Here is a 12,829-nt window from a genome sequence, read left to right on the forward strand (position 1 = left end):
AATGGTCATGAGCCAAAGAGAGAATCTCAAGCGCCTGCTGGCGCCCCGTCACCTGGCCTTCATCGGCGGGCGCAGCATGGCGCGGGCGCTCAAGCGCTGCGCCGAAGGCGGCTATGCCGGCAGCATGTGGCTGGTCAACCCGCAGCACGCCGAGCTGGAGGGCGTGCCGTGCGTGGCCAGCGTCGCCGAGCTGCCCTGCGGACCGGATGCGGTGTTCATCGCCACCAACAAGGAGCGCACCGTGCAGATGGTGGCCGAGCTGTCCGCCAAGGGGGCGGGCGGCGCGATCTGCTACGCCTCGGGTTTTGCCGAAAGCGGTGCCGAGGGCGAGCAGTTGCAAGCCGAACTGCTCCAGGCCGCCGCCGACATGGCGCTGCTCGGCCCCAACTGCTACGGACTGCTCGACTACCTGCATGGCGCCGCGCTGTGGCCGGTGGCCCATGGCGGCGTGCAGGTGGAGAAGGGCGTGGCGGTGCTGACCCAGAGCGGCAACTTCGCCTACAACCTGTCCATGAGCGACCGCTCGCTGCCGGTGGCTTATATGGCGTCGGTGGGCAATCAGGCGCAGCTGGGCGTCGCCGAGCTGATGGACGTGCTGCTCGATGAGCCGCGCGTCACCGCCATCGGCCTGCACCTGGAAGGCTTGAACAATGTTCCGGGCTTTGCCCGTGCCGCACACAAGGCGCTACAGAAGGGCATTCCGGTCATCGCCCTGAAGAGCGGGGTATCGCAGCTCGGCGCCGAGCTGGCGCTCAGCCACACCAGCTCCCTGGCGGGTTCCGACGCTCTGTATGACGCGCTGTTCGATCGCCTCGGGGTGATTCGCGTGAGCGGCCCGGTGAGCTTCGTCGAAACGCTCAAGGCGGCCTGCGGAAAACTGCCGGCCGGCGCGAGCCTGGTCGCGCTGGCCTGCTCCGGCGGCGATGCCGGGTTGGTCGCCGACTACGCCGAACGTCATGGCCTGAGCCTGCCGGAACTTGACGACCGCCAGCGCCTGGAACTGGCCGGGTTACTGCCGAGCTACGCCAACATCGTCAATCCGCTGGATTTCACCACCGCCATCTGGGGAGATCGGCAAGCTCTGGAGCAGATGCTCGATAGCATTCTGCGCACCCCGGCGGACGCCGCCCTGCTGGTGCTCGATTACCCGGACCAGGAGTCCGGCGAGCGCCCCCAGTGCGATCTGCTGCTGGAACTCTTCTGCGAGGGCCTGCAACGTTACGGCAAGTCGGGATTTGTCGCCTCGGTGCTTCCGGAGCTGCTGCCGCAACATGCCCGCGAACGCCTGCATGCCCAGGGCGTGCCAGCCCTGCAGGGCCTGGAAGATGGCCTGGCGGCCTGGGGCCGTGTCGCCCACTACCGCCAGCACCGTGGGGCGCTGCTGGCGCGGGGCGAGTCGGCGTTGCCGCCCCTGTGCCCCAACCCCCTGGAGGGGCGCGACCAGTTGCTGGATGAGTGGCAGGCCAAGCAGGCGCTGGGCGCCTTCGGTCTGCCCTTGCCGCAAGGTCTGTTGAGTACCCCGGCGCAGGCGCTCGAAGCTGCGCAAGCACTGGGTTATCCGCTGGTGCTCAAGGCCGTCAGCGCCGACCTGCCGCACAAGACCGAGGCCGGCGGAGTGGCGCTCAACCTGGGCGATGCCCGGGCCCTGCAGGCGGCGCTCGAGGACATGCGAGGCAGCCTGGCTCGGCACGCCCCGCAGCTGAACTTCGACCAGGTGCTGCTGGAGCGCATGGCGGCGCCGCCGCTGGCCGAGCTGATTGTCGGCATCAAGCGCGAGAACGGCTTCGGTCTGGCTTTGGTGCTCGGCTCCGGCGGGATCCTCGTCGAGCTGCTCAAGGACAGCCGCAGCCTGCTGCTGCCGACCACCGACGCGGCGATTCGCCAGGCGCTGCTGAGCCTGCGCAGTGCGCCGCTGCTGCTGGGCTTTCGTGGCCGCCCGGCGGTCGATCTGGACGCCCTGGTACAGGCGATTCGCGCAGTGGCGGACTACGCCTGCGAGCACGCCGAGCAGCTGCTGGAACTGGACGTCAATCCGCTGCTGGTCAACGCCCAAGGCGCCGTTGCGGTGGACGCCCTGATTCGCCTGGCCCATGACTGAGGACATCATCATGCAAGAGAACAAGACACTGACCGGCGGCCAAGCCTTGGTACGCCTGCTGGCCAACTACGGCGTCGACACCGTATTCGGCATTCCCGGCGTGCATACCCTGGAGCTTTATCGCGGCCTGCCCGGCAGTGGCATTCGCCATGTGCTGACCCGTCACGAACAGGGCGCGGGCGTCATGGCCGACGGTTATGCGCGGGTCACCGGCAAACCGGGGGTGTGCTTCGTCATCACCGGCCCCGGGGTGACCAACGCTGCGACGGCGATCGGCCAGGCCCATGCCGACTCGATCCCCATGCTGGTGATCTCCAGCGTCAACCACAGCGCCAGCCTCGGCAAGGGCTGGGGCTGCCTGCACGAAACCCAGGACCAGCGCGCGATGACCGCGCCGATCACCGCGTTCTCCGCCGTTGCCAGCAGCGCCGAGGACCTGCCGCAACTGATCTCCCGTGCCTTCGCGGTGTTCGACAGTGAACGGCCGCGCCCGGTGCATATCTCCGTGCCCCTGGATGTGCTGGCCGCGCCGATCGGCCGCGACTGGAGTGCCGAGGTCGTGCGTCGTCCGGGCCGCGGGCTGCCGAGTGCCGAGGCCCTGCAGCAGGCCGCCGACAAACTGGCGGGTGCCAAACGGCCGATGATCATCGCCGGTGGCGGCGCCCTGGAGGCCGGCGCCGCGTTGGCGGCGCTCAGTGAGCGCCTGGCCGCGCCGCTGTTCACCAGCGTCGCCGGCAAGGGTTTGCTGCCACCGCAGGCGCCGCTGCATGCCGGCGCGACCCTGTGCGTCGAGCCCGGCTGGCAGCTGATCGAGCAGGCCGACGTGGTGCTCGCGGTCGGCACCGAGCTGGCCGACACCGATTTCTGGCGTGAACGTCTGCCGCTGACCGGCGAACTGCTGCGGGTGGATATCGACCCGCGCAAGTTCAACGACTTCTACCCCTGCGCCGTGGCACTCAAGGGCGATGCGCGACAGACCCTCGAGGAACTGCTGGCACGCTTGCCGCAGCAGGCGCGTGATCCGGCAGCCGCAAGGCAGGCGTTGGCCGGGCTGCGCGCGGCGGTCGAAGCCGGGCAGGGGCCGTTGCAGCGCATTCACCAGGCGATCCTGGCGCGCGTCGCCGCGGAGCTGCCGCACGATGCCTTTATCAGCAGTGACATGACCCAGTTGGCGTACAGCGGTAACTACCTGTTCCCTAGCCGCGCTCCGCGCAGCTGGTTGCACCCGACCGGCTACGGCACCCTCGGCTACGGCCTGCCGGCGGGCATCGGCGCCAAGCTGGGCGCCCCCCAGCGCCCCGGCCTGGTGCTGGTCGGCGATGGCGGCTTTCTCTATACGGCCCAGGAATTGGCCACCGCGGTGGAGGAGCTGGACAGCCCGCTGGTGGTGCTGCTGTGGAACAACGATGCCCTGGGGCAGATCCGCGACGACATGCTCGGCCTGGATATCGAGCCCATCGGCGTGCTGCCGCGCAACCCGGATTTCGCCGCCCTGGCCGGCGCATTCGGCTGCCGGGTGCAGCAGCCACAGAACCTGGACGAGCTGCAAACGCAGCTGGCGGCGGGCTTCGCCCATCCCGGCGTGACCCTGATCGAACTCAAGCACGCCTGCGCTCAATAAGACGGGCAAGGAGATCTGTATGCGTTTTTCCACCCTGACCCAACGTATCGCCGGTGACGGCGCCGCCGCCTGGGATATTCACTACCGCGCCCAGGCCCGCCAGCAGCGCGGCGAGGATGTGTTGCTGCTGTCGGTCGGCGACCCGGACTTCGACACCCCGCAGCCCATCGTGCAGGCCGCCATCGACAGCCTGCTCAGCGGCCATACCCACTACACAGAGGTCACCGGCAAGCGCGCCTTGCGCGAGAGCATCGCCAGGCGTCATCGCCTGCGCAGCGGCCAGGCGGTGGATGCCGAGCAGGTGGTGGTGCTGGCGGGCGGCCAGTGCGCGCTGTTCTGCGTGGCCCAGTGCGTGCTCGAACCCGGCGATGAGGTGATAGTCGCCGAGCCGATGTACGTGACCTACGAGGCGGTGTTCGGCGCCTGCGGCGCCAAGGTGATTCCGCTGCCGGTACGCCCCGAGCACGGCTTCCGGGTGCAGGCCGAGGATGTCGCCGCGGCCATCACCCCGCGCACCCGCGCGCTGGTGCTGAACAGCCCGCACAATCCCTCCGGCGCGAGTCTGCCGCGCAGCACCTGGGAGGCCCTGGCCGAACTGTGCATCGCCCACGACCTGTGGCTGATCTCCGACGAGGTCTACAGCGAGCTGCTGTACGAAGGCGAGCACGTCAGCCCGGCCAGCCTGCCGGGCATGGCCGAGCGCACCGCGACCCTCAACAGCCTGTCGAAATCCCACGCCATGACCGGCTGGCGGGTCGGTTGGGTGGTGGCGCCGCCGGCGCTGGCCGAGCACCTCGGCAACCTGGCGCTGTGCATGCTCTACGGCTCGCCGGACTTTATCCAGGATGCCGCCTGTGTCGCCCTGGACGCGCCATTACCGGAGCTGGAGGCGATGCGTGAGGCCTATCGGCAGCGTCGCGACCTGGTTTGCGCCTGCCTGGCCGACTGCCCGGGGTTGCGTGCCCTGAAGCCAGATGGCGGCATGTTCGTCATGGTCGATATCCGCGCCACCGGGCTGTCCGCCCAGGCGTTCGCCGAGCGCCTGCTCGATCGTCATGGCGTCTCGGTGCTGGCCGGAGAGGCCTTCGGCCCCAGCGCCGCCGGGCATATCCGCCTGGGCCTGGTGCTCGGCAGCGGACCGTTGCAGGACGCCTGCCGGCGCATCGCGCGTTGCGCCGCGGAACTGGTTGAGGAGCCGTGCCATGCATAAGCACGCCCACCTGTTTATCGATGGCGCCTGGCAGCCGGCCTCGGGGCAGGGGTTGGCAGAGGTGCTCAATCCGGCGACCGAGCAGGTCATCGGCCAGGTGCCGCTGGGCGACGAGCGAGACGTCGAGCGTGCGGTGATGGCCGCGCGCCGCGCCTTTCCAGCCTGGGCCGGCACCCCGACCAAGGTGCGCGCCGGCTATATCCAGGCCCTGGCCGAGCAGCTCGAGGTGCGCGGCGATGAGATGGCCGCGCTGATCACCGCCGAGCTGGGCATGCCGGTGCAGTGGTGCCGGGCGATCCAGGTCGACGGGCCGATCGACGGGCTGCGCCACTACGGCGAGCTCGCGGCGCTGATGGACGAAGTGCGCGAGGTGGGCAACTCCCTGCTGCTGCGCGAGCCGGTGGGTGTCTGCGCCTTTATCAACCCGTGGAACTACCCGCTGCACCAGTTGCTCGGCAAGCTCGCCCCGGCCCTGGCCGCCGGCTGTACCGTGGTGGTCAAGCCGAGCCAGGAAACCCCCTTGCATGCCTTCCTGCTGGCCGAGCTCATCCAGAGCATCGGCTTGCCTGCGGGGGTGTTCAATCTGGTCAGCGGCCCGGGCGCCAAGGTCGGCGAGGCGCTGGCCAGGCACCCGCAGGTGGACATGCTGTCCTTCACCGGCTCGACTGGCGCCGGGGTTCGTGTCGCCCAGGCGGCGGCGCCTTCGGTCAAACGGGTGTGCCTGGAGCTGGGCGGCAAGTCGCCGCTGCTGATCGGCGAGGACGCCGACCTGGCCGCTGCGGTACGCCATGGCGTGCGGGATGTGATGCTCAACTCCGGGCAGACCTGCACCGCGCTGACGCGCATGCTGCTGCCGGCCAGCCGTTATGCCGAGGCGCTGGAGCTGGCCGTCGCCGAGGCCTCGAGCCTGCGCCTGGGCGATCCGCTGGATGCGCGGAGCTTCCTCGGTCCCATGTGTTCGGCCGGTCAGCTGCGCACCGTGCGCGAGTACATCCACATCGGTCGGCAGGAGGGCGCGCGCCTGCTGTGCGGCGGCAGCGATGCGCCCGCCGAGTTCGAGCGCGGTTACTACCAGCGGCCGACCCTGTTCGCCGATGTCGACAACCGCATGCGCATCGCCCAGGAGGAGATCTTCGGCCCTGTGCTCTGCCTGATCCCCTATGCCGACGAAGCGCAGGCCGTGCAGATCGCCAATGATTCGCCATTCGGTCTGTCCAGCGGCGTCTGGGCCGGCACCGCGCAGCGTGCGCTGAATCTGGCGCGTCAGCTGCGGGCCGGGCAATGCTTTGTCAACGGCGCGGCGTTCAACTATCGCGCGCCGTTCGGTGGCTACAAGCAGTCGGGAAACGGTCGGGAGTGGGGTGAAGAGGGGCTGGCCGAGTTCGTCGAAGTCAAAGCCATACAGTGCTGAAGGGGGGCGCCTGCGGGTTCTGGCCGGCCTGGTCGGAACTGCAGCTGGCCAATCCCGATTAACTCTGAGCGGGTGAGGGTAACCCGAGGTCCAGGCTACTTGGCCAGCGAGGCACTCTCACCTGACTCTTCAGCCGCGTAATCGCGATCAAAAGGCACGAACATCCGATCCAGGGTGACCAGCGCCAGCTCGGCGCGAATCTTGTCCTCCAGGTCGGCAAACAGCTCGTTGAACACGCCGTGGACCTTGCAGTGGTCCTGCCAGCCGGAAAACGGGTTGTCGATGCCTTCGGCGATCAGGGGGCTGTCCTGGACCGCGTCATAGACGTGTTTCAGGGTGATCTCACTGGGCTTGCGGGCGAGGGCGAGGCCGCCGGATGCGCCGCGATAGGACTTCAGAATGCCGGCCTTGACCAGTTGCGAAACCAGGTGGCGCACCCGCGTGGGGTGGGTCTTCACCCACTTGGCGATGGTGTCGGTGCACAGTCTCTTGGGCGCGTTGGCTGCAACGAATGACAGGATGTAGGAGGCTGTTATCAGCCGAGTCGAGCGGGCCATGGGCTATGAGTCCGGTAGATGGAGATACAGCTGAGTTCGGGTATTTCGCACTCAATGGATTCCGCTGTGCGCATTCCGATGCCGGTTTTTAGCGGCAGTTTCCATGCTAGTCCTGTGGTCAATAAATTGTCAAAGTGATTGTCACAATTGCGAATCCAGCCGGCCGAGGCTCGCCTGATGAGTCCTCCGGAGGAGCTGCATGACCACCGGGAACCGTTGAATTGACAGCCAGAAACCCAATGGTTAATGTGACGATAACAATAACTCTGGCGGGCGTTATCTGGTGCACGCCGGCAACCGAAGAGGCTGGATCCATGATTAGAACGCGGTTTACTGAGCTTTTTGGTATCGAACATCCGGTGGTGCAGGGTGGCATGCAGCGTGTGTCCAAGGCCGAACTGGTGTCGGCTGTGGCCAATGCCGGAGCGCTCGGTTTTCTCAGCGCGTTGACTCAGCCGACACCGGAAGCGCTGAGGGCGGAGATCGAGCGCACGCGCGCGATGACCGACAAGCCCTTCGGCGTGAACCTGACCATCCTGCCCAGCCTGAACCCACCGCCTTACGAAGCGTACGTACAGGCGATCATCGATGCCGGCATCAAGGTCGTGGAGACGGCGGGACGCAGCCCCGCGCCCTTCATGCCCGCGTTCAACGCGGCAGGGGTGAAGGTGATCCACAAGTGCACTTCGGTGAAGCATGCCAAGAAGGCTCAGGAGGTGGGCTGCGCGGCCGTGATCATCGACGGCTTCGAAGCCGCTGGTCACCCGGGCGAAGACGATATTCCCTCCCTGGTGCTGCTGCCCCGGGCCGTGGATGAGCTGCAGATTCCGGTGATCGCCTGCGGCGGTTTCAGCGACGGCCGCAGCCTGGTCGCCGCCCTGGCCCTGGGTGCCGACGCGGTGAGCATGGGGACGCGCTTCCTCGGCACCGAAGAGGCGCCGGTGCATGCCAACCTGAAGCAGAAATTGCTGGAGGCGAGCGAGCTGGATACCCAGCTGATCTTCCGCAAGTTCAGAAATACCGCGCGGGTGTTCAAGAACACAATCGCCGTCGAGGTCGCCGAGATCGAGAAGGTCGCCGAATCCGAATTCGCCGACGTGGCCGAACTGGTGGCTGGCAAGCGCGGCGCCGTGGTGCTGGAAAGCGGTGATATGGAGCACGGTATCTGGTGGGCAGGCGTGTCGGCGGGCCTGATCCATGACATTCCCCGGGTGGCGGATCTGGTGGCGCGGATTGTCGGCGATGCCGAGGGCATCATTAAGCAGCGACTGGCTGCGCTATCCATCTGATCACCGACCGTCGATGGCAATCGACATCGCTGGAGAGCAAGCATGATCAACCCGGTTTTCATCCTGTCCGGCGTGCGCACCGCGATCGGTGATTATGGCGGTGCGCTGAAGGACCTATCCCCCTGTGAGCTGGCCAGCCAGGTGGTGCAGGAGGCGATCAGGCGCTCCAATCTGCCGGCCGAACGCTTCGAGCAGTGCGTGCTCGGCAATGTGCTGCATTCCGAGGCCCGGGACATGTACATCTCCCGGGTCGCGGCGCTAAACGCCGGGATGGCGCAGAGTTCGCGGGCACTGACTGTCAACCGCCTGTGCGGCAGTGGCCTGCAGGCGGTCATCAGTGCGGCCCAGATGATCCAGTTGGGCGATGTGGCCGCCGCGGTGGCCGGTGGTGCCGAGAGCATGAGCCGCGCCGGTTACCTGTTGCCAGGCCATCGCTGGGGCAAGCGCATGGGTGACAGCCTGCTGGTCGATATGCTCACCGGCGTGCTGACCGATCCGTTCGGCAACGGCCACATGGGCGTTACCGCGGAGAACGTCGGCAGAAGCTCCGGCATCAGCAGGGCGGCGCAAGACGCCCTGGCCCTGGAGAGTCATCGCCGCGCCGCCCACGCCATTGCCGCGGGCCACTTCGACTCGCAGATTCTGCCGCTGCAGACCCATGCGAAGAGGCCCGAGCAGCTGTTCGCGCGCGACGAGCATGTGCGTGAGCAATTGCAGCTGAGTGATCTGGAGAAGATGCGGCCGGTGTTCGAGTCCGCTGGCACGGTAACCGCCGGCAATGCATCGAGCCTCAACGACGGGGCGGCGGCGCTGACGCTGGTCAGTGGCGCCATGCTGGAGCGCGAAGGGCTGACGCCCATGGCGCGGATCGTCGCTTACGGCCATTCGGGGGTGGCGCCGGAGATCATGGGCATGGGCCCGATCGGTGCGGTCAGGCAGGCGCTCGAGCGTGCCCGGCTCAGCCTGGCGGATATCGATGTGGTGGAGTCGAACGAAGCGTTCGCCGCACAGGCGTGTGCCGTGAGCCAGGCGTTGGAGTTGCCGGCACAGAAGGTGAACCCCAACGGCGGTGCAATCGCCTTGGGTCATCCCATCGGCGCCACCGGGGCGATCATCCTGATCAAGGCAATCTACGAACTGCAGCGCACAGCTGGGCGCTACGCACTGGTCACCATGTGTATTGGCGGCGGTCAGGGTATTGCGCTAATCGTCGAGCGTGAATGAGCGCTTTCCTGAACGATGGATAGGCCGCAACCGCACCTCCCTGTTCCCGCGTGCCTGTCCGGCCCGTTACGGGGTGATCGGCCTGGCAAGTAGTGGCCGGCACCGTTCTCGCTGTTGCGGTCGTATCTGTGATGCCGCTTTGCTCAGCCTGCAATTGAGGCTGGCCCGCCTGGTGTTGCGGCATCAGGCGGGCATGTTTTTTTTCCGATCTTCCGAAGGCGTGCAGCCATAACTCTGCTTGTACACCCGGATCAGTGAGGCCAGGGAGCTGAAGCCGCTGCGCAGCGCGACCTCGGTGACGCTCAGTCGGGTTTCGCGGATCAGTCGACGGGCCGCCTCGACACGCAGCGTCAGGTAGTGCTTGGCGACCGTGGACTTCATGAGTTCCCTGAAGTCGCGCTCCAGTTGCCGCTGTGAGATGCCGGTCAGCTGGGCGATGAGTTCGACCGACAGCGGCTTCTCGATGTGCTTCTGCATGATCGTCAGTGCCCGGGAAATACGCGGCGATTTCTCCGCCATTCGGCAGGGCAGGTGCTCGCGCTGACGGGTGCTGCCCGGGCGCTCGGTATCGAAGATCAGCAGTTCGGATACGGCGATGGCGACGGACTCGCCGCAGTCTCGCCGGATCAGGTGCAGCATCAGGTCCAGCGCGCTGGTGGAGCCGCCCGAGGTGATGCGGTTGCGGTCGATGACGTAGCGCTCGTGCGAGACGGCTATGTCGGTGAAGGACTCCGCGAAGACTTCCGCCTCCGCCCAGTGAATCGTGGCCTTGTAGCCGCTCAGCAAGCCGGCCTTGGCCAGCACGTAGCTGCCGGCATCGAGCCCGCCCAGTTCCTTCACCAACGACTTCAGCTTGCGCAGGGCGCGAATCACTTCGTCGCTGCCGTGCGCCTGGTAGTTGTAGCTGGCCAGGACAAACAGCAGGTCAGGCGTATCGCTGCTGATCAGTTGTTCCAGGCTGGCGCCGATGGGGGCCGGGAAGCCGCTGTAGCTTTTCACCGGGTTGCCGTCGATCGACACCAGGGACACCCGGTAGGCCGGTTCCCGGGTAAATCCATTCGCCGCATTGAGCGATTCCACCGAGCTTGCCAGGCAGAGATTGCTGAATTCGGGCAGCACCAAAAAAGCGTAGTGCTTCATGGCCTGAGTCCTTAATTAAAGGTGACGGAAAGTGTAACAAATATGCCGAATTCTATTAAACGCCAGGGCCGATGAAGTCGCACCATCAGCTGCAGACGCTTCAGGCAACAGTCCCCCGGCGTTTGGCAGGAGCTGCCTGAGCGATTGTCCATGGAATGGGGCGGGGCCACGTCCGAGAAGCGCACAACAATAATTCGAATCGCGTCAGGAGTACGGTGGATGTCATTTTCGCGTGTTCTACAACCTCGCTCGATAGCCGTTTTTGGTGGCCGGGAGGCTGAAGAGGTTATCCGCCAGTGTGACCGTATGCAGTACCTGGGCGAAATCTGGCCGGTGCACCCCAGCAAGAGCGAAATCCTCGGGCACAAGGTCTACCGCTCCGTCGAGGAGCTGCCGGGTAGCCCGGATGCGGCCTATGTGGCGGTCAATCGTCATCTCAGTATCGACATCGTCGAGGCCCTCGCCAAACGGGGGGCGGGCGGCGCGGTGTGCTTCGCCACTGGCTATGGCGAAGCCGGAGGCGAGGGCATCGAGCTGCAGCGCCGGCTGCTCGAGGCAGCCGGCGATATGCCGCTGCTGGGGCCGAACTGCTACGGCATGCTCAACTATGTCGATGGCGCCATGCTGTGGCCCGACCAGCAGGGCGGCGCCCGCGTCGAGCGTGGCGTGGCGATCATTACCATGTCATCCAACGTCGCCTTCAACCTGACCATGCAGCGCCGTGGTCTGCCGGTTTCCTACGTGCTGTCGCTGGGCAACAAGCTCAAGTTCGACCTGCACGATGCGATCAGCATCTTCGCCCAGCAGGAGCGGGTCTCGGCCATCGGCCTGTATATCGAAGGCATCTCCGACCCTTGCGCCTTCGAGGCGGCAATCGCCGTTGCCCGCAAGCTGGGCAAGCCGGTGGTGGCGCTCAAGTCCGGGCGTTCGGAAGCGGCGCAGAAGATGGCCATGTCGCACACCGCGTCCCTGACAGGCTCCGATGAGCTGATGGACGTGCTGTTTGCGCGAACCGGTGTGGCCCGTGTGTATTCCCTCGAGGCAATGGTCGAAGCGCTCAAGGTGCTGCATCTGTGCGGCCCGCTCGGTGGCAACCGGATCGGCGTGATGAGTACCTCGGGCGGTGACCTGTCGCTGATCGGCGACGCCCTGGAACACACCGACCTGCTGATGCCCGAGCTTTCGTCTGAAGGGACCGAGCGCCTCGCGGCGACCCTGCACGAGCGCGTGGTGGTGGCCAATCCGCTGGACTATCAGATGTTCGACTGGAACGACCAGGCGCGCATGGCCGAGACCATCGACGCCTTCATGGCCGATGGCTTCGACATGACCATCAGCCTGCTCGACTACCCCCGCGAAGACCTGTGCGACACCGCCTCCTGGGAGATTGCCGAGCGCGCCCTGGTACAGGCGGCGCAGCAACGCACCGGCAAGGCGGCGGTGATGGCGACCCTGACCGACAACATGAGCGAGGCGGTGGCGCAGCGCCTGAGCGCCCAAGGCATCGTGCCGCTGAGCGGCATCGACGATGGCCTGGCCGGCTTGCAGGCGGCCCTGGATGTGGGGCGCGCCTGGGCTCGCCTGGATTGCCAGCCGCTGCTGAAGAATCAGCCGCTGCGCGAAGACGCGCCCCTGGCCCTGCTCGATGAGGCCGAGTCCAAGCGGCTACTGGCCGACTATGGCGTGCCTGTCCCGCAATCGGCCATCGCCCACAGCGCCGCCGAGGCGGCAGCGGTCGCCGAGCGCCTGGGCTTTCCGGTGGTGGTCAAGGCCCTGGGCGTGGCGCACAAGACCGACGTCGGCGGGGTCCAGCTGAACCTGCACAGCGGTCAGACGGTGGCGGCCGCGGTGGAGCAGATGGCTGGCCTGAGCACCTCCTTCCTGGTGGAGAAGATGATCGGTGGCTGCGCCGCCGAGCTGATCGTCGGGGTGGCCCGGGATGAGCAGTTCGGCGCCTACCTGGTGCTGGGCGCCGGCGGCATCCTGGTCGAACTGCTCAAGGACAGCCGCTCGCTGTTGTTGCCGGTGAGCAGGGCGCAGGTGCTCGAAGCCCTGCAGTCGCTCAAGTGCGCAGCGCTGTTCGGCGGTTTTCGCGGGCGCCCCCGGGCCGACCTGGAGGCCGCCGCCGAGGCGATCCTGGGCATCGCCGACTTCGTCCAGGAGCACGCCGATGCAATCGCCGAACTGGACATCAATCCGCTGATGCTGCTGGCCGAAGGCCAGGGCGTGGTCGCCGCCGATGCGCTGATCCGCATGGTCCGCGCGGACTGAACGCCAAC

General features: G+C 66.7%; 9 protein-coding genes. 7 read left to right on the forward strand and 2 right to left on the reverse strand.

Annotated elements, in window-relative coordinates; translation table 11 throughout:
* The first annotated feature begins 7 nt into the window (after nucleotides 1–7).
* The 4 genes from LPB260_RS14830 to LPB260_RS14845 are packed head-to-tail and all read left to right on the forward strand — an operon-like array spanning nucleotide 8 to nucleotide 6,340.
* Complete coding sequence (locus LPB260_RS14830) at nucleotides 8–2,098, forward strand: acetate--CoA ligase family protein (protein WP_208709915.1); 2,091 nt, start codon at nucleotides 8–10, stop codon at nucleotides 2,096–2,098.
* 10 nt (nucleotides 2,099–2,108) lie between these two features.
* Complete coding sequence (locus LPB260_RS14835) at nucleotides 2,109–3,719, forward strand: 5-guanidino-2-oxopentanoate decarboxylase (RefSeq protein ID WP_208709917.1); 1,611 nt, start codon at nucleotides 2,109–2,111, stop codon at nucleotides 3,717–3,719.
* A 19-nt stretch (nucleotides 3,720–3,738) separates the two neighbouring features.
* Complete coding sequence (locus LPB260_RS14840) at nucleotides 3,739–4,929, forward strand: pyridoxal phosphate-dependent aminotransferase (protein ID WP_208709919.1); 1,191 nt, start codon at nucleotides 3,739–3,741, stop codon at nucleotides 4,927–4,929.
* Entirely contained in the window at nucleotides 4,922–6,340 is a 1,419-nt protein-coding gene (locus tag LPB260_RS14845; RefSeq protein ID WP_208709921.1) for an aldehyde dehydrogenase family protein, read from the forward strand. The genes LPB260_RS14840 and LPB260_RS14845 overlap by 8 nt, the downstream gene beginning before the upstream one ends.
* Nucleotides 6,341–6,435: 95 nt before the next feature.
* Here the strand turns inward: LPB260_RS14845 and LPB260_RS14850 are convergent, their stop codons facing one another.
* The gene (locus LPB260_RS14850) at nucleotides 6,436–6,897 is read right to left on the reverse strand and encodes an Rrf2 family transcriptional regulator (RefSeq protein ID WP_208709924.1); all 462 of its coding nucleotides are present in this window, start codon (nucleotides 6,895–6,897) and stop codon (nucleotides 6,436–6,438) included.
* Nucleotides 6,898–7,211: 314 nt separating this feature from the next.
* On the opposite strand from LPB260_RS14850, the gene LPB260_RS14855 reads away from it, so the two are divergent.
* Together LPB260_RS14855 and bktB are read left to right on the forward strand one after the other, a co-directional pair.
* The gene (locus LPB260_RS14855) at nucleotides 7,212–8,186 is read left to right on the forward strand and encodes a nitronate monooxygenase family protein (protein WP_208709926.1); all 975 of its coding nucleotides are present in this window, start codon (nucleotides 7,212–7,214) and stop codon (nucleotides 8,184–8,186) included.
* Nucleotides 8,187–8,228: 42 nt separating this feature from the next.
* Nucleotides 8,229–9,410 carry a beta-ketothiolase BktB gene (gene bktB / locus LPB260_RS14860; protein ID WP_208709928.1) on the forward strand — a complete coding sequence of 394 codons (1,182 nt, stop codon included), beginning with the start codon at nucleotides 8,229–8,231 and terminating at the stop codon, nucleotides 9,408–9,410.
* A 183-nt stretch (nucleotides 9,411–9,593) separates the two neighbouring features.
* On the opposite strand, the gene LPB260_RS14865 is transcribed toward bktB, so the two are convergent.
* Nucleotides 9,594–10,550 (reverse strand): GlxA family transcriptional regulator, encoded by a 957-nt coding sequence (locus tag LPB260_RS14865; RefSeq protein ID WP_208709930.1) that lies wholly within the window; start codon nucleotides 10,548–10,550, stop codon nucleotides 9,594–9,596.
* Nucleotides 10,551–10,769: 219 nt separating this feature from the next.
* On the opposite strand from LPB260_RS14865, the gene LPB260_RS14870 reads away from it, so the two are divergent.
* A complete protein-coding gene (locus LPB260_RS14870) occupies nucleotides 10,770–12,821 on the forward strand; it encodes an acetate--CoA ligase family protein (protein ID WP_208709932.1) in 2,052 nt (683 codons plus the stop codon).
* Nucleotides 12,822–12,829: the final 8 nt, after the last annotated feature.

Source organism: Pseudomonas sp. LPB0260 (assembly GCF_013388395.1).